Consider the following 26,498-nt stretch of genomic DNA (forward strand, 5'->3'; position numbering starts at 1 on the left):
GCACCATGCGCGACACTTTGCGAGCTTGATTAATCTTGCTGCAGCTTAAGCTCCGCTCTTAGAAGAACTGAACTCGCGTCGAGCGGGAAGCGGGCCAGTCGACGGGGAGAGCTCGCAACAGCGATTGCTTCACTGCGGCGAATATGCCGATGCCGGTGAGACTTAGGCTTGGGTCAATCCCCCTACCCCAGCTTTTGCTGCGCATCGCTCGCCTCCATGCCTTTCCACATAGAGTGCCGGCCGCGTTCCTGGTGCCCAACGGGCGGCACAGTAATAACCGCAGGCGCCGGTTAACCATAAGGAGAGCCAGGGCGTGTAAAGCCCAATGGATCAAACTACTTAAAGGTAGCGATCCGAGCGTGGGCATGTGGCAGATGAATAGGCGAAGCCTGCCAGCGGCGGGTAACTCGGCTCTTCCCGCGGACCTGGATTTGGGCACGCCTCAACGTGAGGTGAAGGCCGTGACGGCGAGCGATGCCGGCGAGATCCACCGCATGATCCTCAATGCCGCGCGGGACGGCATCATCGGAATATTCCCGAACGGGCAAATCCACGGCATCAATCCCTCCGTCGAGCGGATGTTCGGCTATCTGGAGCGGGAGATTGCCGGCCGTAGCCTCTCCATGCTCTTCGAAAAGCCTCCAACGGAGCGGAGGATCAGAGCCTATCTACGATATGCGCGGCGGAAGGGTGGCGCGGCCGAAGATCTGGAGCTGATCGGAAAGACAAAGGACGGCACGGCCTTGCTCTGCCGGGTTGCCGTGAGCTCCGCCGCTTTGTCCACCGGCGACGTCTACGTGGCGGTCGTGCAGGACATAACCGAGCGCCGCCGCCTCGAGCAGATGAAGGACGAGTTCGTCGCCACCGTCAGCCACGAACTCAGAACGCCGCTTACGTCGATCGCCGGGTCCCTGGGTTTGCTCGCGGGCGGAGTGGCCGGCGAACTCACGCCAAACGCGGCGCGGCTGATAAAGATCGCTCATACCAACAGCGAGCGGTTGGTCCGGCTCATCAATGACATCCTCGACATCGAGAAAATCGAATCAGGCAAGATGGTCTTCGACATAAAGCCGGTGAAACTGCACGATCTTTTGGATCAATGCGTGCAGGCAAACGCCGGATTTGCGGCCCAATACAATGTCCGGCTCGTGCTGGAGCCCGGCTTCAACAAAGCCGCGGTCATGGCCGATGCCGATCGCCTGATGCAGGTCATCACCAACCTCATCTCAAACGCCGCAAAATTTTCGCCGCAGGGCGAAACCGTGTCGGTGAAAGTAACAAAAGCCGACGCCGCCTGGCGGGTCGCGGTGACCAACAACGGCGAAGGAATACCGGAAGAGTTTAAAAGCCGCATCTTCTCAAAGTTCGCGCAAGCGGACGGATCCGCCACCCGTGCCCGCGGCGGTACTGGCCTCGGTCTCAGCATCGTCAAGGAAATCGTTGAGAAACTGGATGGGCGTATCGGGTTCGACAGCGCGCCTGGCAAAGGCGCTACGTTCCATTTCGAACTTCCCGCTGCGTTTCCGCACGCGCAAGCGGAAGAGCAGATCCTCATCTGCACGACTGCGGATGCCGGAACCGGCGCGAACGGGGAGAGCCTCGAAGCAAGCGGTATTCATTGCTGCATCGCGAACAGTATTGATGAGATGCAGACGCTGATGCGGTCGACGCAATTCTCCGCCTTCGTGCTCGATTCCGTACTTTCGGATGACGACCGGATGGAGATGATCCGTATCGTCAAGAACGATCCCGACGCTGTGGCAACGCCCATCATCATAATGTCCGCTCCAATAGGAACTGCGGACGCCGGCGTTCTGCGGATGCTTTCGATCGTGGACTGGCTCCAGAAGCCAGGGAGCGACGGATCGCCCTCTCTAAGCCAGGAAGAAGAGGCCGGCCTACCCTCCATCCTTCACATCGAAGATGATGAGGACATTGTCGGGCTCGTCAAAGAAGCCCTCGGCAGCGAGGTACGCTTTACCTCCGCGTCGAATCTGACGAACGCTCGCTCAGCTCTGGCGACACGGCATTTCGATCTCGCTATTCTGGATCTTGCGCTGGGCAGCGAGTGCGGCCTCGAGTTGCTGCCCGAACTCCGCAAAGACAAAGGCTGCTCCATGCCCATCGTCATCTTCACCGCACAGGACGCAACCCCCGAACTCGAGGGCGCCGCCGATGTCGTGTTGACTAAATCAAAGGCGAGCCTTGATCAGCTCACGGCAACGGTCCGCTCATTGATCGCCGCGGACAAGAATTGACCTCGAGTGATGCCTAGGCGCTGAGCGCCAGCACGTCCGCCTTTGCGGCTTCCTGGAGGTGTATTTCCAGCTCCGCGGCGCGATGGCTGGCCGTGTGGGCGGCGAGGATGCGGGTGCGGGCAGCCTGCCCTAGCCCGGAGGCATCGTGGCTGAGGGCGGCGATCACATCCTCGCTCTTATCGGCGAGGATGATCTCGCGGCCGGGGGTGAGCAGCTCTTCAATGCCCTGCCATTTGTCGGAGATAACGGGGATGCCGCAGGCGGCGGCTTCGAAGAGGCGCACCGACGGCGACCAGCCGGCGGCGATCATGTCGGCGCGGGTGACGTTGAGGGTGAAGCGGGAGGCGGCGTAGAAAGCGGGGTGATCGGCGGGCGGGCAATGCTCGATCCGCTCGACATTTTTCGGCCAATCTATGTCAGCGGGATATTGCGGGCCGGCGACAACGAGGCGTTCGTTCGGCAAGGCGCGGGCGGGTTCGATCAGCAGCCGCTCCAGCGCCGGCTGCCGATCCGGGCTGTAGGTGCCGAGATAGGAAAGCGCCCACTTCTTCGGCACGTCCAGCGGCGGATAGGCGTCGGGATCGACCGAGCAATAGAGGGCGCGGGCGGCGGGGGAGCCATACTCTTCCTCGATGTGGCGCAGTGTTGGGCCGCCGGTGAAGGAGAGGTAGACGTCGTAGCCGGGAATCACTTCCGGTGAGAGATATTCGTAATCGCCGCGGCGAAGCTTCGCGAGCGTAACCGGTGTGTCGATGTCGTAGAAGGCGGTGACGCCCTGCGCCGTTTCCTGAACGAGGCGGCCGACGGCGACGCCTTCGGGGACGTAGGAGCCGACCATCACAGCGTCGGCGCGGGCGATCTCACCCTGCCATTGCCGGAGGTCGTCCAGGTCCGAATAGAAGCGGAGCTCGCAATAATCCGGGTCGGCGATGTCGCGATTGTCGCGGTACCAGGGCACGTCCCGCTCGAGGAACAGGATATCGTGCCCCCGCGCGGCGAACTCCTTCAGAAGCGCGCGGAACGTCGTGGCGTGGCCGTTGCCCCAAGATGAAGAGAGGGAGAGGCCGAGGACGACGAGCCTCATGCGGCGCTCCTTTGCGAGCGTGCATGTTCGCGGAAAAGCGCGTCCACCTCGGCGCCGCGATGCGTGTAGGTGTGCTCGGCCAGCACGCGAGCGAGCGCGGCCTTGCCGATGGAGCGGGCGCGTTCGGGTGTGAGGCTGCGCATGTGATCGGCGACGTCCTGGCCGTCGCGGGCGACGAGCACTTCCTCGTCGGGGGTGAGGAACTGTTCGATCCCCTCCCAGGCGTCGGTGATGAGGCAGGCGGCGGCGCCTGCGGCTTCGAACACGCGGGTGGCGGGCGAGAAGCCGATATGCGCCATGCTATCGCGGGCGACGTTAAGGACCGCCAGCGGCGTGCAGTTAAAGGCGTTGTGCTGGTGCGTATAGACGTGGCCGAGATGGCGGACGTTGTCCGGCATCTGCTTCGTCTCCCAGCCGTTACCGCCGATCAGGAAGCTGCGTTCGGGCAGTGCGGCGGCTGGCCGGAGGAAGAATTCTTCCACCCGCGCCTCCCGGTCGGGAAGGCGGTTGCCGAGGAAGGCGAGGTCCGAAGCGAACAGCGAGTCGCTTTCGACCGGGAAGTGAGTGGTAGGGTCGAGCGCATTGTAGATCGGGACGCAGCGGCGGGCGCCGAAGCCTTCGTAGGCATCTACCACCGGCGGGCCGCCGCCATAGGTGAGCACCATGTCGAGCGAGGGGAGCATGCGGCGGACGACATGGCTTTCGTCGGCGCGCATCTCGTCTAGGGTCGCCGCCGCATCGACGTCCCAGAAGATGCGGAGGGCGTCGTCGCGGCTATGGTCGACGATGCCTTCGAGAAGGTCGGTGTCGAAGACGCCGACGCCGTTTGCCTTGACCACTATGTCGGCGCCACGTGCCTCGGACAGAACCGAGCGAAGTCCCTCCTCAGTCGCGGGATAGACGACCGAGCGTGCCCATTCCGGCGGGTCGATGTCGCGATGCTGCTGCCGGTCGAAGGCGTCAGGTTCGTAGAAGGTGATGTCGTAGCCGCGGCCGGCGAGGTCGCGGAGCAGGCCGCGATAGTAGGTGGCCGCGCCGTTCCAGTAGCTGGACAACAGGCTGGAGCCGTAAAAGGCAATCTTCATGCAACGCTCCTGAGCGGTTCGGGAGCGCGGAGGCGCCCGACGATATCGAGAAGTTCATCGGCGCGGTGGCCGCAGGTGTGGCGGGCGCGGATAGTTTCCAAGCCATGTTCTACGAGCGAGCGGCGGAGATCCGGATCGTTCTTGAGGCGGTTCATTGCCTCGGCCATCTCGGCGCCGTTCGAAACCATCAGGAAGTCCTCGCCGACGCGGAACAGGCCTTCGCTATCATCCCATGGAGCTGAGAGCAGAGGGATGCCGCAGGCGAGCGCCTCGAATGGGCGGATGGTAGGAATGCCGGGTAACATCCTGGCGTAGAAGCGGCGCGGCACGTGGACGGTGGCGAGGTGCCGAGCGAAAATCTCCGGCGCCTGCGCGTTGGCGAGCCAGCCATGGTAGCGGCCGCCATGGCGCCGAACGGTGTTCTTCGCCGTCTGATGGTAGCGAACGCCGTATATGTCGAGCGGGAGCCCGGCTTGGCGCGCGGGGGTGAATAGGAACTCCTTCAGCTCCTTCGTCCGCTCTCCCTCGCCCCAATTGCCGATCCAGACTAGGCCTCGGCGTTCGTCTTCCTCGGGGGGCGGATGGAAGTGTCGGATGTCGGCCGCTTCGTGCCAGGCGAAGACATTGTTGCCCCAGCCCCACCCGCGATACACGTCCGCCAGCGTCTCTCCAAAGGCGAGCACACCGTCATATCCCGAAAGATCGTAGGCCTTCATCGATTTGGGTTCGCTGACGGCGCGGTGATGCGTGTCGTGGAACAGGAGGGTGAAGCGCCCTCCCCGCTTCCTTCTCTCACCGATCGCGGCGACGAGATCATGATCGTTCCATTCGTGGACGATGACGAGATCGGCGCCGTCCAGCATCCGCCCCAGCGGCGGACGCTTTCCGAAGGTGGTGGAGCTCAACTCAGGGTAGGCGCGGCGATAGGGCTCCAGCCCCTCCTCACCATGATCCTTGAGGAGGTTCTCCATGCTCCAGCCTTTGGCGGGCTCATAGGCGGTAACGTCATGGCCGCGCGCGATCAGCTCGCGAAGCACTCCCCGCACGAAGTGGGCGTTGCCATGGTTCCAGCAGGAGACGAGCGAGTGGGTGAAATAGACGATCTTCATGCCGCCACCTTCGCGGCGGCGCCAGATTTGACGAGCTTCCGGTAGATGCCGGCCATAGCCTGAGCCATGGCTTCCGGCGTGTAGCGGGACGCGCGCTCCTTCGCCGCCTTGCCTAGGCTGGCGCGGAGCGGTTCGTCGCCAATGATTTCGCTGACGGCCCGGGCATAGCCTTCATGATCCATCGGATCGACGAACGTCGCCGGGCCCTCCCAAAGCTCGCGGAAGGTGGGTATGTCCGACAGGATCAGGGGACAGCCGGCATTGGCGGCTTCGAGCGCGGCAAGTCCGAACGGCTCGTAAATCGCGGCGGAGACGAAGACCGGTTTCGCTGCCAGCCGGCGGGCCAGCTCCCGCTCGCCGAGATTGCCGAGCGGGCGAGCGTTGAGGAGCTCGATCGAGTCTCCGTTCGGGCCCCGCTCCGGTCCTGCCGCGTAGAAAGGGATGGCGAGACGAGCCGCGACGCGGTCGAGCGTGGCGGCATTCTTGCCCTTGTCCCACAGGCGGCCAGCGGTGAAGGCGAAGTCGTGCGGCGCCACCCGCGGCAGCGGCAGCGGCGAGCGGCCGTTATGGACCGTCACCGGCGCCTTTTCGAGCTGATGGGCGAGCCGCGTCGCTTCGGCAAAGGCCGCCGACGGCGCTACCACCAGATCGGCCTTCCGCAACCCCTCACCCGCAAGATCAGACCGCCATTTGTAGACCGGATCGATGTCGTTGCCTTTCACCGCCGCCCACCAGGTGGCGAGGCAGCTATGTGCGACCGCGACGACCGGAACGCCGAACCTCGCCTCTGCGGCCAGAGCCGGAGCATTGAGCTGGACCAGGTCGACATTATGGCCGGCCGCTAGCTTGGCGATCTTCTCCCCCGCGGTCCGCACCGACGTGCGGGTGCGGGCGAGCCAGTCGAGCGGGAGACCGGTATCCACGAGGGTCAGCCCCTCGATGCCGGAAGCGGCCTTGAGCTGCGCCTTGGACGGAGACGGGCCGAGCACCGCGACGATGCTCTCGATGCCTTGGACAGAGAGACCGCGCGCCAGATCCAGCGAATATTGCCAGACTCCGCCTACCGCATCCGCGGTCAGCAATATGCGTAGAGCGTCCTCCTTCACGCCGGAGTGCTTTCGGCGGCGGCGGGAGGACGGGTGGCGAAGATCGGCGCTTCGGAAAGTCCGCGCGCCTCGCGGAGCCATTCGGCGAGATGGGCGACGCCCTCCTTCCAGCTGCTTGCTTCCCGTAGGCCAAGCTCGCTCCGGATCGCGCGCGTGTCGGCGACGAAATAGCGCTGGTCGCCGGCGCGCCAGTCGGAGAATTCGACGTCGATCTCGCGCCCGAGCAGAGCCGCCATATGGGCGAGGAGTTCGCGCAAGGAAACCGCGTTCGCCGGACCCCCACCGAGATTGAAGGCGCGGCCCTTGATAAGGCCGATCTTCTTCCAGGCGGCGAGATAGGCCTCGACCGCATTTTCTACATTGAGGATGTCGCGAACCTGATAGCCGTCGCCGTAGAGCGTGATCGGCTTCCCCTCCAGCGCCTGGATGAGGAAGTGGGCGACCCAGCCCTGATCTTCGGTGCCCATCTGCCGGACGCCGTAGATGCAGCTCATCCGAATGACGGCGGCGGGAAGGCCGAAGCTCCGTGCATAATCCAGCACATACTGATCGGCCGCGCCCTTGGAGCAGCCATAGGGCGTATGGAAGTCGAGCGGGCGTGCTTCGCCGATGCCGTGCTGCGCGACCTCCGCGTCGAGCGGCACGTAGCGCTCGCCTTCCAGCCGGAAATCAATGTCGCCAAGGTCGCCATAGACCTTGTTAGTGGAGGCGAAGATCACCGGAGCGGTCGGGTTGAACGTCCGGAGCGCGTCGAGAAGGTTGAGGGTGCCGCGGATGTTGATTTCGAAGTCTTCGCGCGGATCGACCATAGAGGTGGTGACGGCGACCTGGGCTGCCATGTGGAACACGGCCTTCGCTTCGCGCGCAGCGCGGGCGAGTGCGTCCTCGTCCCGAATGTCGGCCACGATGCTGGTGATCTGGTCGGGATGGCGTTCCTTCAGCCAGGCGAGGTTCGTCTCGACGCCCGGCCGCGATAGGGCGTCGTAGATCACGACATCATGGCCGAGCTCGCAGAGGCGGTTGGCGATGTTGCAGCCGATGAAGCCCGCGCCGCCGGTGACGAGCACCGGCCGCCGGTCGCCCTTGTCCGGCCAATCGTCTTTCTTAGGAGCGTCGTCCCTGCTCATGCGACGAGCCCCCGCGCTTCCAGTTCGGCGCGCGCCTGGTCGACGCGGTCGTCGGCGGTCTCGCCAGCGACCCATTCGGCAAGCTCGGCAAGACCCTCGCCGAAATCCTGCGTGGCGCGGAAGCCGAGTATCTGCTCCGCCTTCGACGTGTCGCAGAAGCAGTGGCGAATGTCGCCGATCCGGCTCTTGCGGACGATCTGCGGCGCGATGTCGTTCTTGCCCATCGCCCGGGCAAGCTCCTCCGCCACTTCGGTGACGGAGCGGTCGTTGCCGGAGCCGATGTTGAAGATCTCGCCCTTCGCCTGCGGCAGCTCAAGCGCATCGGCGAAGGCGCGGGCGACATCGCCGACATAGACGAAGTCGCGGCGCTGCTCGCCATCCTCGAAAATCATCGGCTGCTGCCCGTTCAGAAGCCGCGAGGCGAAGATCGCCAGCACGCCCGTATAGGGATTGGAGAGCGCCTGGCCGGGACCGTAGACGTTGAACAGGCGGAGGCACACGCCTTCCATGCCGTAAGCGCCGGCCATGATCATGGTCGTGCGCTCCTGCACATATTTGTTGAGCGCGTAGATGGAGGCGAGATCGGGCCGCTTCCATTCGGGCGTCGCGATCGGCTGCAGCGGCCGGCCCTGAGCGTCAACGGGATCCCAGCTCTGATCCTCGCGGGTGCGCACTTCGCGCACTGCATCCTGGACGAGTTCGCCGTCGGCTGTGCGATAAAGGCCTTCGCCGTAGATGCTCATCGAGGAGGCGGTGACGACGCGGCGGACCGGATCGTCGATCAACTTTTCGAAGAGGACGGCCGTGCCGACATCGTTGACCGAGGTGTAGCGTTCGACCGCATACATGGACTGGCCGACCCCGACTTCGGCGGCGAGATGGATGACGCTGTCGACGCCCTTCAGCGCCTTGGTGACGGCGTCGCCGTTGCGGACATCGGCGCGGATCAGCTCAACCTCGTCGGGAAGGTCCTCCGGCCATTCACGGTCGCCGTGCACCTGCTCGATTAGGCTGTCGAGAATCCTGACTTCGTGCCCGCGCTTTAATACTTCCCGCGCGACGGCGCGACCGATGAATCCGGCGCCGCCGGTGATCAGAATCCTCTCAGCCAATGATCTTCCCCGTTCCTGACTTCGTTACGGAAGCGGAAAAAATCGTTTTGCTAATATAAGTTAGTATCAGCATCTTCATCTTCCCACCTCGTTCCCCCCAACATAATTTCTGCGGCCTTTGTTCCGCCCGAGTGTCATTCCCGCAGCGTTCCGTTTCGACGGAACAACCACCCCGGTTTTCTGTTGGGGCAGCATTGTAGATGCTTGGATGATCCAGCTGATCGGGAGGCGGCGTGACGGCGAACATCATCCTCATTCGCCACGCATCGCACGTAGAACTGGGACGGATATTGAGTGGACGGAGACGCGATGTGGCGCTCAGCAGGGAAGGTCTCGAACAGGCTGAGATCGTCGCCGACCTGCTCGGAGTCGAGCCGCTGGCAGCGGTCTATTCCTCCCCGCGCGAGCGCGCCTACTACACCGCCCGCGCCATCGCCGATCAGCATGAGATGAAGGTCGAAGTGTCGGACGCGCTCGACGAAGTGGATTTCGGCGACTGGACGGGCAAGAGCTTCGACGATCTTGAAGGCGACCCTGCCTGGGACGCGTGGAACTCCGCTCGCGGATCCGCGAGGCCACCGGAAGGCGAAAGCATGGGCGAAGCCGTGACCCGCGCCATCGCCGGCATCGAGGAGATGGCGCGGCTCAACCCGGACCGGACGGTGGCGGCGGTGAGCCATTGCGACATCATCCGCGGCGTCGTCGCCCACTACCTGGGACTGCCGCTCGACAATCTGCTGCGCTTCGACGTGGAGCCTGCCTCAGTTTCCCGGCTGGTCGTCGGCGAATGGGGCGCGCGGGTACAGAGCGTGAATGAGAGGCTCTATCAATGAACCTTGCGGAACGGAGCATCGCGCCGGAGGCCGACGCAGACCTCAAGGAGCGGATCGAGGCGCTCGCCCCCTGGTTCCACAACATGAACCTGAACGGCATTGAGACCGCGCCCGATCACTTCCTGGGCGACTATCCGAACTTCAAGTTCCAGCGTTTCGCCCCGCATCTGCCGAAGGACCTCACGGGCAAGACGGTGCTCGATATCGGCTGCAATGCCGGCTTCTACGCGATGGAGATGAAGCGGCGCGGCGCCGACTATGTGCTCGGGATCGACAGCGACGAGCGCTATCTCGCGCAGGGGCGGCTGGCGGCGGAAGCGCTCGGGTATCAGGATATCGAGTTCCGGAACCTCTCCGTCTACGATGTCGGCGCGCTGGGACGGATATTCGACGTCGTCATCTTCATGGGCGTCCTCTATCACCTCAGGCACCCGCTGCTCGCGCTCGACCTTATCTACGAACACGTCGCGAGCGACATCCTGATCTTCCAGTCGCTGCAGCGCGGAAGCAGCGATGTGACGAAGGTGCCCGAGAACCATCCCTTCTACGTCCCCGGTACGCATGAGGCGCCGGCTTATTTCGACGAGCCCGGCTATCCGAAGCTGCACTTCGTCGAGCGGGAATATGCGGACGACTGGACCAATTGGTGGATCCCGAACCGCGCCTGCGCGGAGGCGATGCTGCGCGCGTCAGGCTTCAGCATCGAAACGCGGGCCGAGGATGAAGTCTATATCTGCCGCCGGGCGGAACGGCCGTACGACAATTGGGGCGAGAATGCCGGCGCAGTCTACCCCGCGAGGGGGAAGAGCGCATGATCGAAGCCGCGATGATCTGGAACGAGCCCAACAACAAGTCTCATTGGGACCCGGAGCTCGATCCCGATTGGTCGATCTTCGGCCGGACCGTGATCGAAGCGGCCAAAGCGATCGAAAGCGTGAATCCGAACGTGAAGCGCGTGCTCGGCGGCATGTCCCCGATCGACCCGCATTTCGTGAACACGCTAAAAGGCTATGGCGTGCTCGACCATGTCGACGTGGTCGCGGTGCACGGCTTCCCCCTCGACTGGAATTTGTGGCCGATCCACGAATGGCCGGACCGGATCGCCGAGATCGAGGCGGTGGCGCCGGATCACGAAATCTGGGCAACGGAAGTGGGCGTCGGCAGCTTCGGCGCGGAGGAAGTGCAGGTGTTCGGCGTCGACAAGACCGCCGAATTGCTGCTCGGCCGCGTGCCGCGGGTCTTCTGGTACTCGCTGTTCGACCTGCCGCAGGCCTGGGAGGCGACGACGCGGCACAAGCAGGCGGAAGGCTCCAGCTATTATCGCCATTTCTACATGGGCCTCATCAAGGAGGACGGGACCCCGAAGCTCGCCCTCGATCATTTCGCGCGCCACACGCCCGACATGGGCATCATGCAGTGGTTCCACTTTGAGGATCACCGGCTGGATGATGCGGTCGAGTGGCTTCGGCGGCTCGGCGTCACGCATCTTCGCACAGGCCTCAGCTGGTGGGACAGCTACCGGCCCGGCTGGGAGAGCTGGTTCGACCGGCAGATGGACGCGCTCGCCGAGTTCGACACGACCGTCACCTTCTGCTTCACGCCGGATCACCTCGGCATCGCACCGCACCACACCAGCCCGCCCAAGGACCCGATGTATTTCGCCGATTTCTGCGCGCGGATGATCGAGCGCTATGCGCCGAGGTCCGAAGAGAAGGTCGCCGCCGAATGAGCCTGCACGACCCCAAGGCCACCGACATCAACGTCGCCATCGTTGGCGTCGGCAATTGCGCGAGTTCGCTCGTGCAGGGCATCGCGTATTACCAGAATGGCGGCGCCAACGAACAGATCGGGCTCTCCCACTGGGACCTCGGCGGCTATCGGCCGAAGGACATTCGCCTCGTCGCCGCTTGGGATATCGACGAGCGGAAAGTCGGCCGCGACATTGCCGAAGCGATATTCGAGAAGCCCAATTGCACCGCGGTGTTCTGCGACCATGTGAAGCCGACCGGCGCGAAGGTGCGGATGGGCCGCGTCCTCGACGGCTATTCCGACCATATGGCAGACGCGCCCGCCGAGCGCACGTTCCTCCTCGCCGATGCGCCCGAGCCCGACAAGGCGGACGTGATCCGGACGCTGAAGGAGACGGAGACGGACGTGCTCCTCAACTATCTTCCAGTGGGAAGCCAGGAGGCGACGGAATTCTATGCCGAGTGCGCGCTGGAAGCGGGCGTGGCCTTCGTCAACAACATGCCGGTCTTCATCGCCAGCGATCCGGATTGGGCACGGCGGTTCGAGGAGGCCGGCGTTCCGATCATCGGCGACGACATTAAGGCGCAGCTCGGCGCGACGATCGTACACCGCGTCCTCACCGACCTGTTCAAGAAGCGCGGCGTGAAGCTCGACCGGACCTACCAGCTCAACACCGGCGGCAATACCGACTTCCTCAACATGAAGGAGCGGGCGCGGCTTAAGTCCAAGAAGATTTCGAAGACCGAGGCGGTGCAGTCGGTCGCCCATCACCGGCTGGACGACGAGAATATCCATATCGGCCCGTCCGATTACGTGGCCTGGCAGAACGACAACAAGGTCTGCTTCCTGCGCATGGAGGGTCAGCTGTTCGGCGGCGTGCCAATGAACCTGGAGCTTCGCCTGTCGGTCGAGGACAGCCCGAACAGCGCCGGCGTCGCCATCGACATGATCCGCTGCGCCAAGCTGGCGAAGGACCGCGGCCTCGGCGGCCCGATCCATCCTGCCTCCGCCTATTTCTGCAAGCACCCGCCCGAGCAGATGACCGACGACGAAGCCTATGCGGCGCTGGAGGATTTCATCCGGGGTGAGCGGCCCGCGGCCTGACTACCAGCCGCCGCACCTCTTCCATTCGTCCATAACCACGCCGTCGCGCAGGACCTGAAACCGGTCGTGCATCGTCGCGGTGGCGCAGGCGTGATTAGGCAAGATCCGGAGACGCGTTCCGACTGGAAAACGTGATGCCTCGAAGGGACTGCCGTCCCGCCGACCAATGACGCCATGCTCCTGATTGGTCTCGCGCACCACGAGATCGCCGAGCGGCGTGCCGTCGGCATCGCAGACGAGCCCGTAAAATTGGTCGACGGCGTGGCTCGAGGTACCGCGATCGCGCGACAAGGCGGTCCAGCCGGCGTTCACCACGACCTTCCCCGCGCTTGAGCCAATCACGGTCGTCAGGACGGACATTGCGATGTCCTTAATCGTGCAGACGCCGAGCCCCGCCATGACGAGGTCGTGGAAGACGTACACGCCGGCGCGCACCTCGCTCACCCCTTCGAGCGATCGGGCGAATGTCGCGGTGGGCGTCGAGCCGACGCTGACGATGGGAGCATCGAAGCCGCTCGCACGGAGCATCTCCGCCGCGGCGACCGCCTGCCGCCGCTCCTCCTCCGCCACTTGCGCAATGCATTCGGTATCCGCGCAATCATAGGATTGTCCGGCATGGACGAGCACGCCTTGCAAGCGGGCCGAACGTGCCGGAGCAAGTGCACGGGCAATTTCGATGAGTACCGGATCTCGGCAGTCAACTCCCGCCCGGTGCCCGCCTGAATCGATCTCGATAAAGACGCCGATCTCGACGCCGGTCGGAGCCGTGAAGTCGGCAACCGCACGCGCCGCCTCGACGCTGTCGAGGATGATCGACATGCAGGCGCCGCGTGACGCCAGCTCGGCCACCTGCGGCAGCCGGCCGGGAGCGATGCCGACCGCGTAAAGAATGTCGGTGAAGCCATGGCGGAGGAAGAAATCCGCTTCCGCCAGTGTCGAGACGGTGATGCCGCCCGGCTGGCCCTCCACCATCGCCCGTGCAGCCTCGATGCATTTCGCCGTCTTGACGTGCGGGCGGAGCGGCACGCCCAGTCGCTTGAGGCCGTCGCGCATAACTTCAATATTCCGCCGCATCTTCTCCTCGTCGAGGAGGAGGCACGGCGTCCGAAGCTCAGCGATCGGAAGCGACACTGCCATATTGGCCGTCCAGATAGATGAGCGGGTGCGTATCGGGCCGGAAATTCACCTCCTCGACCACGCCGATGATGATGCTGTGCGTGCCGAACTGGTGATGATCAGTGCGTCGGCAGAGGATGGAGGCCTGCGCGTCGACGAGGCGCGGCGGGCCGACATCATCTAGGTGCCAGCCTTCGATGAAACGGCTCGCCGCCTGCGCGCGGTCGGCGAACATCTGGGCGAGATGCGCCTGGTCCCGATGCAGCACGTTGACGCCGAAATGGGTGACGTCCTTGATTGAGGCGTAGAGCGCTGCGGCGCGATTGATGCAGACAAGGAGGCTCGGCGGGTCCATCGCCAGCGACGACATGGCCGTGGCGGTGATGCCCATCGGCTTCCCGCCGACGCAGATGGTGATGACGTTCACGGTCGAGGCGACGCGCCGCATCGCCTGTTTGAAATCATCGACAAGAGGAGCGGCGGAATCCGTCATGCCCGACGCTCCTTAGGCGAGGCCTAGCCTAAACAACAGTCTCGCCAGCGCGGCTTCATTCCCAGACCTTCACGCGCTGTTCGGGCGAGAGGTAGAGGGCTTCGCCCGGCTTGACGCCGAACGCATCATACCAGGCGTCGTGGTTGCGGACTTCCCAGGTGCGCCATTTGCTGGGGCTGTGAACGCCGGAGACGACCTGTTGGCGAAGCGCGGGCTCCCGGAACAGCACCTTGTTCATCTGCGCCCGCCCCATGAAAAAGCGCTGGTCGCCCGTATAACCGTCGATCACGGGTGCCGGCTTGCCACCGAGCGACAATTTGTAGGCATCGTAAGCGATGGCGAGCCCGGCGTTGTCGGCAATATTCTCCCCCAGCGTCTGTGCGCCACGGAGCTTGAGGCCCGGCAGCACTTCGTATGCGTCATACTGGGCAACGAGCCTTGCCGTCCGCTCCTTGAAACGAGCGAGGTCCTCGTCCGTCCACCATTTGACCAGCCTTCCAGTGGGATCATATTTAGATCCCTGATCGTCGAAATGATGGCTGATCTCGTGGCCGATCACATAGCCGATGCCGCCGTAATTCACGGCCGGATCCGCATAAGCGTCGAAGTGCGGCGCCTGAAGGAAAGCGGCCGGAAAGACGATCGCATTGTTGGACGGATCGGCATAGGCATTGGCGGTGATCGGCATCATCAGCCACTCCTTCCGGTCGACCGGCTGACCTATGCGGGCAAGCCGCCGCTCATAGTCGAAGCGGCCGGCGCGCTGGAAATTGCCATAGGCGTCGCCCGCCTTCACACCTAGGCCCTCATAGCTCCGCCAAGTGTCCGGGAAGCCGATCATCGGCGTGAAGGCGGCAAGCTTGGCGCGCGCCTTCACCTTCGTCTCCGGCGCCATCCAGCTGAGATTGGCGAGGCGTTGATCCATCGCCTTCAAGAGATTGCCGACGAGTTCGTCCATCGCCTTCTTGGTTTCGGGGGGGAAATGCTGATCAATATAGGGCTTTGAGACGGCGTCAGTCATCGCCGTGGCGGTCAGTTCCACCGCTTGCAGCCAGCGCGCGGGCGCCTCAGTCGTGCCGCCGAGCACGCCGCCTGAAAAGGCGAACTCCTCCTTTGCGAAGGCCCTCGGCAGCACAAGCGCCCGATCCTTGGCGAGGCGGACAGCGAGCCAGTCCTTCAGCACCGGCAGCGGCGTTTCGCCGAACAGCTTCGCCATCGCGCTGACGGCGGTAGTCTCACCCACGACGATCGCCGGCCGCTGAGCGAGGCCAGCAGCACCGAGATAGGCCTGCCAGTCGAAGCCTGGCGCCTTCACCCCGAGATCGACGGGACTCCACGGATTGTAAGTCTTGTCCGCATCGCGGCTTTCGGCGATCGGCCAGTGGGCTTCGGCGATCTTCCGCTCGAAATCGTAAATGGCAGCAGCGCGGGCGGCGGCCTCCGCATCGCTCGCGCCGGTCAACTTCAGCATCGCGGCTAAGTGGGCGCGGTAAGCGTCCTGCGTCTTCTTCGAACCTTCATCGGTGTTCAGATAATAATCGCGGTTCGGCATGGCGAGCCCGCCTTGGCCCAAAGTCGGCACATAGCGCGTCGGATCCTTGCTGTCCGGCCCGATGGCGAAGGGAAAGAGCGAGGGGAAGTAACGGGGCATTCGGCCGAGCGGCGGCGGCCCCTGATAGCCCCGGGCAAGCCGTCCCATCTCCGCAGCCAATGCGGAGTGCGACGCGGCTTGCCGGATCGGCGCCAGCTCGGCGAGCAATGGCGCAGCGCCGCGTGCGTCGATCGCGGCTTGATCCATTAAGCTCGCATAATAATCGACCATCTGTCGGTCGTCGCCGGTAAGGCTCGCACGGCGCGGCTTGAGCTCATCAAGGATGTCGCGCACTTGGCCGAAAGAGAGATCGTTGAGGCGGGCAACCTGACCAAGGGCACCTCTGTCCGCAGGGATGACCGCGGTCTTAGCCCAGGTGCCGTTGACGTAGGACCAGAAATCGTCGCCGGGCTTTACCGACTTGTCCATTGAGTCGAAGTCGACGCCGAAAGTGCCCCATTGCGCTTTTGCAGACGGGGCCTGAGCCGGGGCCGAGGAAGGCGTTTGCGCCGCCGCAAGTGGACTCATCAACATCAGCGGCCCAAAGGCCAACAAAGTCTTACGCATATCCCGCTCCTCTCTTTCAGAGGAGGATGGCGGGGGAAAACGATTACATCAAGCGCGCCGAATAGCCCGCCAGAATTTCACAGACCCAGCGGCCCGCCGTCAGGGCCGTGATGTCGCTGACGTCGAGGCTCGGGTCGAATTCGGTCAGATCGGCCAGCTTCACCTTGGGGTGAGCGCCGAGAATGCGGGCGGCGGCGAAGAACATGTCGACCGGCATCCCGCCGGGACGAGCGCCGGGAGCGCCGGGGCATTGCGAGCGGTCGATCACGTCGATGTCGAAATCGATCATGATTGCCTCGGCATGGCCGATCCGCGCCAGCACCTCGTCCAGCACTGACGCGATGCCGCGCCGCTTGACGTCCGCGATGGTGTAGACGCCGATGCCTTCCTCGTCCGCCGTGGCATGCATGCGTGCGGTGTTGGCGAACGGCGAGAGGCCGATCTGGCAGATGTTGCGGCCGGGAAGCCCGTCCTCCAGCAGGCAGCGGGTAGGGTTGCCGTTGCGCGGCCCCTCGTCCGTGTCGCGGAGGTCAAAATGCGCGTCGAGGGTAACGAGGCCGACTTTGTCCAGAGGCAGCCCCAGCCCGTGCGCCGCCGGCCGCGTCACGGCATTGTTGCCACCGAGGAGCAGCGTGAGGCCATGCGCGGACGTGGACTGCGTGACAGCATCCCGGATCGGCTCGAAGCCCTCCGCCGGCATCAGTCCGGCGACCGGCACATCGCCTTTGTCGGCTATCGAGAGCGCGAGCTCCTTCCGCGTCTCGACGTCATAGGTGCTGAAGCGGCGGAGGGCGGCGCGGACAGTCTCCGGCGCAAGGTCGCAGCGGCCGTGGGTGACCGATCCGGCCTCCATCGGCGCGCCGAGAATCGCCACGTCTGCCGCGCCTTCGGTGAACAGATCGGTGATGCGGGGCCAGGGGTTCGTCGCCATAAGTGGACCTTTACACCGGCCTTTGCCAATAAGGCGAGCCATGTGGGACCGCCTCCTCACCGACTGCAATATCGCGACGATGGATCCGGCCGTCGCCGCTCCGTTCGGAGCGATCGAAGACGGCGCCGTCGGCATCCAAGACGGGCGCATCGTCCGGGTCGGGCGGCGGGTGGAGCTTGCCGGATCCAAGGCGAAGAGCATCGAACCGCTCGGCGGCGCCTGGGTGACGCCAGGCCTGGTCGATTGCCACACACACCTCGTCTTTGGCGGCAACCGCGCAGGCGAGTTCGAGCAGAGGCTCCAGGGCGCGACCTATGAGGAGATTGCGCGCGCCGGCGGGGGCATCGTTTCGTCGGTAAAGGCGACGCGTGGCGCAACGCTGGAAGAACTGGTGGAGCAGTCGCGGCCGCGCCTCCGCGCGCTGATGCAAGGCGGCGTCACCGCAGTCGAGATCAAGTCGGGCTATGGCCTTGACGTCGAGACCGAGCTGAAGATGCTGCAGGCAGCCAAGAGGCTGGGCGAGAGCGAGGCGGTGCGGGTCGCCCCCACCCTGCTCGCGCTTCACGCCCTGCCCCCGGAATATAAGGAGCGGCGCGAGGAGTTCGTTCGGATTGCCACCGAGGAAATGATCCCGGCGGCGGCGGGTCTGGCTAAGGCGGTCGACGCGTTTGCCGAAAATATCGGCTTCACCATCGAGGAAGTGCGGACTTTGTTCGATGCTGCGAAAGCGCACGGCCTTCCCGTGAAGCTTCATGCCGAGCAGCTCAGCAACATGAGCGGAGCGGCGATGGCGGCCGAATATGCCGCGCTCTCCGCCGACCATCTTGAGCATGCGGATGAGGCCGGCATCGAAGCCATGGCGCGCGCAGGCATGGTCGCCGTGCTGCTGCCGGGCGCTTTCTACGCGCTGAAGGAAACGAGAAAGCCGCCAGTCGACCTGCTGCGAAAGCATAAGGTGCCGATCGCCGTCGCCACCGATTGCAATCCGGGCACGTCGCCGGTGCTGTCGCCCACCCTGATGCTGAGCATGGCCTGCACTCTGTTCGGCCTCACGCCCGAAGAAGCGCTTGCGGGGATGACGCGGGAAGGGGCAAAGGCGCTTGGGCTGCAGGACGAGATCGGCACGATCGCCGCCGGCAAGGCCGCCGATCTCTGCGTCTGGCGGGTCTCGCGGCCGGCCGAGCTCTGCTACTGGATCGGCCATCCGGGGCCGGAGCGCCGCATCTTCGGCGGCGTGGATCTTCAGGGGGAATGAATTGAATCCGAGACGCGACAATAGCCGCCATATCGAGGCGCCGACGGGTACGGAGATCACAGCCAAGAGCTGGACGACCGAGGCGGCGATGCGGATGCTGATGAACAATCTCGATCCGCGGGTTGCCGAAGCGCCGGAAGAGCTGGTCGTTTATGGCGGCATCGGCCGGGCGGCGCGGGATTGGGAAAGCTATGACCGGATCGTCGAAACGCTGAAGCGGCTGGAGGAGAATGAGACGCTTCTCGTTCAGTCCGGCAAGCCGGTGGGCGTGTTTCGGACGCATGAAGACGCGCCCCGCGTGCTGCTCGCCAATTCGAACCTGGTGCCGAAATGGGCGACCTGGGAGCATTTCAGCGAGCTCGATCGCAAGGGCCTGATGATGTACGGCCAGATGACGGCCGGTTCGTGGATCTACATCGGCACGCAGGGCATCGTTCAGGGCACCTACGAAACCTTCGCCGAGATGGGGCGACAGCATTATGGCGGCGATCTTCGCGGCCGCTGGATATTGACCGCTGGCCTCGGAGGCATGGGCGGCGCTCAGCCGCTCGCCGCGGTGATGGCGGGCGCGCACTGCATTGCCATCGAGTGTCAGGAGAGCCGGATCGAGAAGAGGCTCGAGACGCGCTACCTCGACCGCCGCGCCGAAAGCATCGATGAGGCGCTTGAAATCATTCGTACGGCGGACGAGCCTACGTCCGTGGGCCTGCTCGGCAATGCGGCCGAGATCCTGCCGGAGATGGTGAGGCGCGGCATCAAGCCGGATGCGCTTACCGACCAGACATCGGCGCACGATCCGGTGAACGGCTATCTCCCCATTGGCTGGACGGTCGAAAAGTGGGTGGAGATGCGGGAGCGCGACCCCAAGGCTGTCGAAGAAGCCGCGCGCAAATCTATGGCCGCGCATGTCGAAGCGATGCTCGCCTATAAGAGTATGGGCGTTCCGACCTTCGACTACGGCAACAACATCCGCCAGGTCGCCAAGGATGAGGGCGTCGCCCACGCCTTCGATTTTCCGGGCTTCGTGCCCGCTTATGTGCGGCCGCTCTTCTGTCGCGGCATCGGCCCGTTCCGCTGGTGCGCGTTGTCGGGTGATCCGGAGGACATTTATCGCACGGACGAGAAGGTGAAGGAGCTGATCCCGGACGATCCGCACCTCCACCGCTGGCTCGACATGGCGCGGGAGCGGATCGCGTTTCAGGGGCTTCCGGCGCGCATCTGCTGGGTGGGGCTTGGGCAAAGGCACCGGCTCGGACTCGCCTTCAACGAGATGGTGGCTCGCGGCGAGCTGAAGGCGCCCGTCGTGATCGGCCGCGACCATCTCGACAGCGGATCGGTCGCATCCCCCAATCGCGAGACGGAGGCGATGAAGGACGGGTCCGACGCCGTGTCGGACTGGCCTTTGCTCAACGCTTTGCTCAACACCGCGTCGGGCGCGACCTGGGTGTCGCTCCATCATGGCGGCGGTGTCGGCATGGGCTATTCGCAGCATGCGGGAATGGTGATCGTTGCCGACGGCAGTGACGCTGCGGCACGGCGGCTGGAGCGGGTGCTCTGGAACGACCCAGGCACCGGCGTCATGCGCCACGCCGATGCTGGCTACGACATTGCCCTCGACTGCGCGCGCGAGCAGGGCCTCGACCTGCCGATGGTGCGCTGAAGTGGAGACGGTCACGCTGAAGCCCGGTGCAGTCACGCTGAAGCCCGGTGCAGTCACGCTGGACGCGCTGCGTACGATCTGGGCGGGCGCGCGGTTCAAGCTTTCAGAGGAAGGCTGGGCGGCACTGGACGCAGCGGCGGAAGCTGTGTCCCGGATCGTGGGGTCCGGCCGCACCGTCTATGGCGTCAACACGGGCTTCGGCCTGCTGGCGCAGACGCGCATTCCGGACGATCGGCTGGAAGAGCTTCAGCGGAACCTGATCCTTTCGCACAGCTGCGGCCTTGGGGAAGCGCTGGAGCCGAATGTCGTGCGGCTGATTGTCGCGCTGAAGGTGATCGGGCTTGCCCGCGGCCATAGCGGCGTCAGGCAGCTGGTGGTGGAGCGGCTGCTTGCGTTGCTCGAAGCCGACGCGCTGCCGGTCATTCCAGCACAGGGCTCGGTAGGCGCGTCAGGTGACCTCGCACCGTTGGCGCATCTCAGCGCCGCGCTCCTCGGTGAGGGAAAGATCACGCTGCGGGATGAAGTGCTTCCCGCGTCGGAGGCGCTGCAGCGGCTTGGCCTCGAGCCGCTGGTGCTTGGGCCGAAGGAGGGCCTGGCGCTTATCAACGGCACCCAGGTTTCAACTGCGCTTGCGCTCGATGCCCTGTTCACCGGCGAGCGGGTGCTTGCCTCAGCAGTGGTTGCGGGCGCGCTTTCCGTCGAGGCCTTCAAGGGCACCGACGCCGCCTTCGACCCGCGCATCCACGAAGTGCGCGGACAGCCGGGACAGATCGCTGTGGCTGCGGCGCTTCGGAGCCTTCTGGAAGGCCCGAGCGAGATCAAGCGCAGCCACGAAGATTGCGGCAAGGTGCAGGACCCCTACAGCTTCCGCTGCCAGCCGCAGGTGGTCGGCGCGGCTCTGGATCTGTTGCGACATGCCGCGCGGACCCTGGAGATCGAGGCGAATGGCGTCACCGATAATCCGCTAATCTTCCCGGGCGAAGATGAGGCGCTATCGGGCGGCAATTTCCATGCGCAGCCGGTCGCCTTTGCTGCCGACATGATCGCGATGGCGCTCTGCGAAGTCGGATCGATTAGCGAGCGGCGGACCGCGGTGCTCGTCGATCCGAAGATGAGCGGATTGCCGCCCTTCCTCGTCAAGGACAGCGGCGTCAACTCAGGCTTCATGATTGCGCAAGTTACGGCGGCGGCGCTGGTTTCGGAGAACAAGACCCTCGCCTTCCCGTCCAGCGTCGATTCCATCCCGACCAGCGCCAATCAGGAAGACCATGTCTCGATGGCAACTGCAGGCGCGCGGAAGGCCGGCAGAATTGCACGCAACGCGGCGGGGGTGATCGGCGTCGAGTTGCTGGCGGCGGTACAAGGCCTAGACTTCCACGCGCCGGTGAAAACGTCGGCCAAGCTGCAGCCGGTGGTGGACGCGATCCGCGCCGAGGTGCCGCATTACGCCTCCGACCGCTATCTGGCCGACGAGCTCGCCTGGGCCCAATCGGCGGTGCTGGAGGGTCAGTTTGCAATTGTCGACCTCGACAAAGGAGCGGCATGAGGATCTGCTTTTCCTACATCGCGCAGGTTCATCAAACCTTCCACTCCCTCCCGATCGCGCTGGAGATAGCGCGCAGGTGTCCCGACGTAGAGGTTCGTCTGGCCTGTCTGACGGAAGCGCACAGGACCTTCGTCAAGAAGGTTCAGCGCAGCTATTATCCCGATGCAGAAGTGAAAGTGGATCTGCTGCGCCTGCCCTCTATCATACGAAAACTCATGCCCCGGATTGGCCAAGGCATTGTGCCGAAGCTTTTCGCCCTCTTCGGCAATCTCGGCTACTTTCGGACATTCGATGCGCTCGTGGTGCCGGAACGCACGACTTTGCTCATCCGGCGGCTTTTGCCGCGCCGCATCCGCATGATCTGGACGCGGCACGGAGCAGGCGACCGGGCCAACGGTTTCGAGCCGGAGATTGCGAAGTTCGACTTCGTGCTGATGGCCGGCAGTAAGATCGAGCAGCGCCTTCTCGAGCAAAAGCTGATCAAGCCGGGCCAGTACGCAACGGGCGTCTATGCCAAGTTCGATCTGGTCCGACGTATGCCCCATCCGCCGCTGTTCGATAATGGGAGGCCCACCGTCGTCTATAATCCGCATTTCTGGCGGAGCCTTTCATCCTGGCCCACAGACGGTCAGCGCGTGCTCGATTTCTTTGCGTGTAGCGATCGGTTCAACCTGATCTTCGCACCTCACATCAGGCTTTTCTATCCGCCGCGGCCCGACAAGTATGATGACTTCAGCGCCTATATGAAGCTGCCGCACATGCACATCGATCTTGGCAGCGAGGCAAGCGCGGACATGACGTATCTGTTCGCCGCCGACCTCTATCTAGGGGACGTGAGCAGCCAGGTGGCCGAATTCCTCGTGCGGCCGCGGCCCTGCGTGTTCCTTAATTCGCACCATGTCGATTGGGCGGGAGACCCCAATTACCGCTTTTGGACGCTCGGCCCAGTAGTCGACGATGTGGCAGGACTGGAGTCAGCTTTGGACGAGGCGCTGAGCGATGACGGCAAATACCGCGCGTTGCAGCTCGACTACGTTCGGGAGACGTTCGCCGAGGCCGAACATGACACCGCCCCGAAGGGAGCCGATGCCATCATGAAATACCTGGCTGAGGCGAATTAGCCTGTTCAGCCATCGTGCCGCGCAAAAGGGCGGCAATTTCGGCAATCCCCGCTTCCGCCTGGAAGGCTGATCGCACCCGGTGGAAGCCGGCTTCACCCAGCGCCTCGCGCAGATCGGCCTGGCGGATCAGCCGCTCAAGCGCTGTGGTCAGCGCTTCAACATCAGCAGGCGGAACAAGGATGCCGGTTACACCGTCCTCAATCAGCTCGGGTATCGCCGAAAAGCGCGTCGACAGGCAGGCAAGCCCCTGACTCTGCGCTTCCATCAAGACGTTGGGCAGGCCGTCCCGATCACCATCGGATCCTTCTCTCGAGGGGAGGACGAACAGATCGCAGCTTCGATAGCGTTCGACCACCACCGCGCGCGTTTCCACGCCATGCCACTCGATCCGGTCTTCGAGCCCCAGACTGCGTGCGTGCGCCTGCAGCTTCGCCAGCAGAGGTCCGCCGCCCACATGATCGAGATGCCAAGACAAGTCCGGCGGCAGACTCGCCAGGGCGTTCAGAAGAACGTCGAGGCCCTTCTTCTCAACCGCACGTCCGACGGACAGTAGCCGCACGGGATCGGCCTTCCGGCTCCCGTCCCGCGGGGGCCGAACGGGCTGATCTGGAGGAAAGAGGGAAAAGGAGAGGCCATGATAGATGAGCTTCACCTTATCCGGATCGTCAGTCAGCTGCCGAAGCTTCTCTGCCCCTGGAGTAGTGCAAGTTGCGCACCAGCGCATTGCAGCCAGCTTGTCGCGCTTGTCCCAATCGGGCGTGGTCCAGATGTCCTTGGCGTGCGCGCTGGCAGCGAAGGGCAAGCCGGTGATCGCCGACGCATAACGGCCGATCGAGCCAGCGCCGAGGATGAAGTGGGCGTAGAACAAGCCGATATGCCGAGGCATCTCCGCCACCAGCGCGAGACTCTGCCAAAAATGCACCCTGCGGACGGCGCGGCGCTTCAGGGTTTCCTGCTTCTGGTCCTCTAGAAACATCGAGAGGGCGCGCCGATAGCCTGCCGTTCCTCGAAGCTGCTTCCAGGCGCGAAGCACCCGCAGCGGCGACCGCCACGGCTCCGGCAGATAGTGGACCGGCGCCTGCAGCCGGTCGTGCAAGGAATGGCGATGAGGTTCGCCCGGACTGAGCGAAGCCAGCCAGAGGTGCAGCCCTTGCTCCTCGAGTCCGACAAGCTCCTGAGCCACGAAGGTTGTGGAGACGCGCGGCCAAGCCTTGACCAGCACGCATATAGTCCGCTGGGACGGCAGCTCCGGCTCGTTCAAAGCTATGGCTTTTTGGATCGGCATGGGGCAGCCCGTCAGAAGAAGGTGGCGCGCCCGCGTGCCCGCCGGAGGGGAGCGTTAGGAGTGAAATCGGGCGACAATTGGACCGCAATCATCCTCGCCGGGCAGCGGCCGGGGGAGAATGCATTCGCGCGCTCGCATGGCGTCGAGTTCAAGGCGTTGATCCCGGTGGCCGGAGAGCCGATGCTGGGGCGCGTGGTGCGGACGATGCTCGCCTGCCCTTCGGTCGGGCGGATCGTCATTCTTGCCCAGGAGCCTGAGGCGTTGCTGGCGGGCGAACTTGGCTGGATCAGGGCTGAGCCCCGCATCGGTACCGCCGCCGCGGGTGCCGGCATATCGGACAGCATTGACGCGGTTGCCGGGAGCGATGCGGCGCCTTGGCCGGTGCTTGTGGTTACCGCCGACCATGCTCTGCTTACGCCTGAGGTGGTCGAGCACTTCCTTGCACAGGCAGGCGCCGGCGACGGAGCTTTGGCGGTGGTGGAGCGGAAGGTGGTCGAAGCCGAATTCCCCGAGACGCGCCGGACCTGGATCAAGTTCAGGGGCGGCCAGTTTAGCGGGGCCAACCTCTTCGCTTTGTGCGGAGAGAATGCGCGGAAGGCGCTGGCCATCTGGTCCGGCGTGGAGCGGGACCGAAAGAAGGCCCTGAAGCTACTTCGCTATTTCGGGCCGCTGCTGGCGCTTCGGGCGCTGACACGGACGATTACGATTGAGGGCGCACTGCTGGCGGTCGGAAGGAAAGCGGGTCTGGACATTCGCGCAGTGCGGCTGCCGTTCGCGAAGGCGGCGATAGACGTGGACAAACCTGCGGACCTGGAGCTCGTCGAGCGCATATTGCGTCGGGGTTAGGTCATTTCGTCGAGCGTCAGCGCGTTGGCCGTGGCTGCGGACGACGCCGTATTGTCGAACATGCACCAGACCGGCCGATCCGCCTGCTTGCGAATAGCGGCAGCATATTCGGCTAGACGCGCATCGTCGTAGCTCGAGCGGTACATGACGGGAGAGCCGTGCAGACGGTAGTAGCTGATCCCGCGCCAGCCGCCGGGCTCGCCGGCATTGGGCGTTCGGGCTGGATCGGCGGCTACGCGATGAACTTTCCAGCTTTCGAGCAGCGCGTCTGCTTCGGCTGCGAACCAGCTGGCGTGGCGCGGCTCGCAGGCGATCGCGGCGATGCCGCGCTCGGCCAACGGCTTGAAGAAGCCCTCCGCCGTCGCCGCATCGAAGGCGAGGCTCGGCGGCAGCTGGACGAGGAGGACGCTGAACTTGGGGCCTAAGCTGGCGCTTTCGGAGAGGAAGGTCTCCAGTAGCCCCTCGCAGTCCACGAGCTTCGCGCCGTGGGTAATGGTCTTCGGCAGCTTGACCGCAAACTGGAAGTCTTCAGGGACGGTCTCCGCCCAGCGTTGCCACGTCTCTTTGCGGTGCGGGCGGTGGAAGGAGGAGTTGATCTCGACGCCTCTGAACCGCGTCGCGTAGCGGGCGAGTGCGCTGTCGCCTTGGCCGAAGGCGCGGGCGTCCTTGCTTGGAATGGTCCAGCCGGCGGTGCCGATGATGATCGTCATTGGTCCTCCTGCGCCGGGCACAAAAAAACCGCCGAAGCTTGCGCTTGGCGGCGTTTTCTATTGGTTGCGGGAGTAGGATTTGAACCTACGACCTTCAGGTTATGAGCCTGACGAGCTACCGGGCTGCTCCATCCCGCGCCAATAACCTTCCCCTGAAGGGGGAAAGACTTGTGAATGGGTTACTCAAGGCGCCGGCCGCAAAGCCTGGCGACGACCTACTCTTCCATCGCTTAAGCGATAGTACCATCGGCGCTGTCTGGTTTCACGGCCGAGTTCGGGATGGGATCGGGTGGGTCACAGACGCTATGGCCACCACGCTATGGGGCCGGCGCATTGAGTGTTCTAGAAATCGTGCACTTTTGAATATCTGCTGAGATCCCTCGCAGACAGTCCCAAGACTGTCGTTGATGGTGGGATTCATCAAGCGCGAATAGAGCAATTAGGACCGGTTAGCTCCACCCATTACTGGGCTTCCACATCCGGCCTATCAACGTCGTGGTCTTCGACGGCTCTGTGATAACTTATCTTGAGGGAGGCTTCCCGCTTAGATGCTTTCAGCGGTTATCCCGTCCGTACATAGCTACCCTGCTGCACTGCTGGCGCAATGACAGGTCCACCAGAGGTACGTTCAACCCGGTCCTCTCGTACTAGGGTCAACTCCTCTCAATTATCGACGCCCACGGCAGATAGGGACCAAACTGTCTCGCGACGTTCTGAACCCAGCTCACGTACCACTTTAATTGGCGAACAGCCAAACCCTTGGGACCTGCTCCAGCCCCAGGATGTGATGAGCCGACATCGAGGTGCCAA

General features: G+C 64.1%; 22 protein-coding genes, 1 tRNA gene and 2 rRNA genes. 10 read left to right on the forward strand and 15 right to left on the reverse strand.

Going from position 1 to position 26,498, the window contains the following annotated elements; translation table 11 throughout:
• Positions 1 to 233 precede the first annotated feature (233 nt).
• On the forward strand, positions 234 to 2,258 hold the full coding sequence (locus VGD10_RS10410; protein ID WP_331040753.1) for an ATP-binding protein: 2,025 nt from the start codon (positions 234 to 236) through the stop codon (positions 2,256 to 2,258).
• Positions 2,259 to 2,271: 13 nt separating this feature from the next.
• Here the strand turns inward: VGD10_RS10410 and VGD10_RS10415 are convergent, their stop codons facing one another.
• Genes VGD10_RS10415 through VGD10_RS10440 form a run of 6 tightly spaced genes read right to left on the reverse strand, consistent with a single transcriptional unit; the run spans position 2,272 to position 8,881 of the window.
• Complete coding sequence (locus tag VGD10_RS10415; protein ID WP_331040754.1) at positions 2,272 to 3,342, reverse strand: CgeB family protein; 1,071 nt, start codon at positions 3,340 to 3,342, stop codon at positions 2,272 to 2,274.
• Positions 3,339 to 4,427, reverse strand: coding sequence for a CgeB family protein (locus VGD10_RS10420; RefSeq protein WP_331040755.1), 1,089 nt, complete (start codon positions 4,425 to 4,427; stop codon positions 3,339 to 3,341). The genes VGD10_RS10415 and VGD10_RS10420 overlap by 4 nt, the downstream gene beginning before the upstream one ends.
• The gene (locus tag VGD10_RS10425; protein ID WP_331040756.1) at positions 4,424 to 5,536 is read right to left on the reverse strand and encodes a CgeB family protein; all 1,113 of its coding nucleotides are present in this window, start codon (positions 5,534 to 5,536) and stop codon (positions 4,424 to 4,426) included. Before VGD10_RS10425 ends, VGD10_RS10420 begins: the two co-directional genes overlap by 4 nt.
• Positions 5,533 to 6,642, reverse strand: a complete 1,110-nt coding sequence (locus VGD10_RS10430) for a glycosyltransferase family 4 protein (protein WP_331040757.1) — start codon at positions 6,640 to 6,642, stop codon at positions 5,533 to 5,535. The genes VGD10_RS10425 and VGD10_RS10430 overlap by 4 nt, the downstream gene beginning before the upstream one ends.
• The gene (locus tag VGD10_RS10435; protein ID WP_331040758.1) at positions 6,639 to 7,769 is read right to left on the reverse strand and encodes an SDR family NAD(P)-dependent oxidoreductase; all 1,131 of its coding nucleotides are present in this window, start codon (positions 7,767 to 7,769) and stop codon (positions 6,639 to 6,641) included. Before VGD10_RS10435 ends, VGD10_RS10430 begins: the two co-directional genes overlap by 4 nt.
• Complete coding sequence (locus tag VGD10_RS10440; RefSeq protein WP_331040759.1) at positions 7,766 to 8,881, reverse strand: SDR family NAD(P)-dependent oxidoreductase; 1,116 nt, start codon at positions 8,879 to 8,881, stop codon at positions 7,766 to 7,768. Before VGD10_RS10440 ends, VGD10_RS10435 begins: the two co-directional genes overlap by 4 nt.
• A gap of 233 nt (positions 8,882 to 9,114) precedes the next feature.
• Here VGD10_RS10440 and VGD10_RS10445 point away from each other — a divergent pair, with 233 nt between their 5' ends.
• The 4 genes from VGD10_RS10445 to VGD10_RS10460 are packed head-to-tail and all read left to right on the forward strand — an operon-like array spanning position 9,115 to position 12,567.
• Positions 9,115 to 9,714: a histidine phosphatase family protein gene (locus tag VGD10_RS10445; protein ID WP_331040760.1), complete on the forward strand. Its 600-nt coding sequence runs from the start codon at positions 9,115 to 9,117 to the stop codon at positions 9,712 to 9,714.
• Positions 9,711 to 10,529: a TIGR04290 family methyltransferase gene (locus tag VGD10_RS10450; RefSeq protein ID WP_331040761.1), complete on the forward strand. Its 819-nt coding sequence runs from the start codon at positions 9,711 to 9,713 to the stop codon at positions 10,527 to 10,529. Before VGD10_RS10445 ends, VGD10_RS10450 begins: the two co-directional genes overlap by 4 nt.
• Positions 10,526 to 11,443: a beta-xylosidase gene (locus tag VGD10_RS10455; protein ID WP_331040762.1), complete on the forward strand. Its 918-nt coding sequence runs from the start codon at positions 10,526 to 10,528 to the stop codon at positions 11,441 to 11,443. The genes VGD10_RS10450 and VGD10_RS10455 overlap by 4 nt, the downstream gene beginning before the upstream one ends.
• On the forward strand, positions 11,440 to 12,567 hold the full coding sequence (locus VGD10_RS10460; RefSeq protein WP_331040763.1) for an inositol-3-phosphate synthase: 1,128 nt from the start codon (positions 11,440 to 11,442) through the stop codon (positions 12,565 to 12,567). Before VGD10_RS10455 ends, VGD10_RS10460 begins: the two co-directional genes overlap by 4 nt.
• Here the strand turns inward: VGD10_RS10460 and VGD10_RS10465 are convergent, their stop codons facing one another.
• Genes VGD10_RS10465 through VGD10_RS10480 form a run of 4 tightly spaced genes read right to left on the reverse strand, consistent with a single transcriptional unit; the run spans position 12,568 to position 17,265 of the window.
• Positions 12,568 to 13,704 (reverse strand): alanine racemase, encoded by a 1,137-nt coding sequence (locus VGD10_RS10465; protein WP_331040764.1) that lies wholly within the window; start codon positions 13,702 to 13,704, stop codon positions 12,568 to 12,570.
• Positions 13,679 to 14,176 (reverse strand): flavin reductase family protein, encoded by a 498-nt coding sequence (locus tag VGD10_RS10470; protein ID WP_331040765.1) that lies wholly within the window; start codon positions 14,174 to 14,176, stop codon positions 13,679 to 13,681. The genes VGD10_RS10465 and VGD10_RS10470 overlap by 26 nt, the downstream gene beginning before the upstream one ends.
• A 55-nt stretch (positions 14,177 to 14,231) precedes the next feature.
• Positions 14,232 to 16,334, reverse strand: a complete 2,103-nt coding sequence (locus VGD10_RS10475; RefSeq protein ID WP_331040766.1) for a M13 family metallopeptidase — start codon at positions 16,332 to 16,334, stop codon at positions 14,232 to 14,234.
• A gap of 43 nt (positions 16,335 to 16,377) precedes the next feature.
• The gene (locus tag VGD10_RS10480) at positions 16,378 to 17,265 is read right to left on the reverse strand and encodes an agmatinase family protein (RefSeq protein WP_331040767.1); all 888 of its coding nucleotides are present in this window, start codon (positions 17,263 to 17,265) and stop codon (positions 16,378 to 16,380) included.
• 40 nt (positions 17,266 to 17,305) lie between these two features.
• Between VGD10_RS10480 and hutI the strand changes: the two genes are divergently transcribed.
• The 4 genes from hutI to VGD10_RS10500 all read left to right on the forward strand — a co-directional run bounded on the left by hutI (position 17,306) and on the right by VGD10_RS10500 (position 22,847).
• Entirely contained in the window at positions 17,306 to 18,520 is a 1,215-nt protein-coding gene (hutI, locus tag VGD10_RS10485) for an imidazolonepropionase (RefSeq protein ID WP_414639524.1), read from the forward strand.
• 1 nt (position 18,521) lies between these two features.
• Entirely contained in the window at positions 18,522 to 20,180 is a 1,659-nt protein-coding gene (gene hutU / locus VGD10_RS10490; RefSeq protein ID WP_331040768.1) for a urocanate hydratase, read from the forward strand.
• 1 nt (position 20,181) lies between these two features.
• Positions 20,182 to 21,726, forward strand: coding sequence for a histidine ammonia-lyase (gene hutH, locus VGD10_RS10495; RefSeq protein ID WP_331040769.1), 1,545 nt, complete (start codon positions 20,182 to 20,184; stop codon positions 21,724 to 21,726).
• Between the two features lie 176 nt (positions 21,727 to 21,902).
• The gene (locus VGD10_RS10500; RefSeq protein ID WP_331040770.1) at positions 21,903 to 22,847 is read left to right on the forward strand and encodes a hypothetical protein; all 945 of its coding nucleotides are present in this window, start codon (positions 21,903 to 21,905) and stop codon (positions 22,845 to 22,847) included.
• Here the strand turns inward: VGD10_RS10500 and VGD10_RS10505 are convergent.
• Positions 22,819 to 24,132: a glycosyltransferase family 4 protein gene (locus tag VGD10_RS10505; protein ID WP_331040771.1), complete on the reverse strand. Its 1,314-nt coding sequence runs from the start codon at positions 24,130 to 24,132 to the stop codon at positions 22,819 to 22,821. The genes VGD10_RS10500 and VGD10_RS10505 overlap by 29 nt on opposite strands.
• Positions 24,133 to 24,192: 60 nt before the next feature.
• Here VGD10_RS10505 and VGD10_RS10510 point away from each other — a divergent pair, with 60 nt between their 5' ends.
• Positions 24,193 to 24,978: a nucleotidyltransferase family protein gene (locus VGD10_RS10510; protein WP_331040772.1), complete on the forward strand. Its 786-nt coding sequence runs from the start codon at positions 24,193 to 24,195 to the stop codon at positions 24,976 to 24,978.
• Here VGD10_RS10510 and VGD10_RS10515 read toward each other — a convergent pair.
• From VGD10_RS10515 to VGD10_RS10530, 4 genes are all read right to left on the reverse strand, one after another.
• Positions 24,975 to 25,688: a DUF72 domain-containing protein gene (locus VGD10_RS10515; protein WP_331040773.1), complete on the reverse strand. Its 714-nt coding sequence runs from the start codon at positions 25,686 to 25,688 to the stop codon at positions 24,975 to 24,977. The two genes, VGD10_RS10510 and VGD10_RS10515, sit on opposite strands and share 4 nt — an antisense overlap.
• A gap of 61 nt (positions 25,689 to 25,749) precedes the next feature.
• A tRNA-Met gene (locus VGD10_RS10520) sits at positions 25,750 to 25,826 on the reverse strand.
• A 64-nt stretch (positions 25,827 to 25,890) separates the two neighbouring features.
• Positions 25,891 to 26,005: ribosomal RNA gene (gene rrf, locus VGD10_RS10525) — 5S ribosomal RNA — on the reverse strand.
• A gap of 103 nt (positions 26,006 to 26,108) precedes the next feature.
• Positions 26,109 to 26,498 (reverse strand): 23S ribosomal RNA (locus tag VGD10_RS10530); the annotation flags it as partial.

Origin of the sequence: Allosphingosinicella sp. (assembly GCF_036402135.1) — a bacterium.
Taxonomy (GTDB): domain Bacteria; phylum Pseudomonadota; class Alphaproteobacteria; order Sphingomonadales; family Sphingomonadaceae; genus Allosphingosinicella.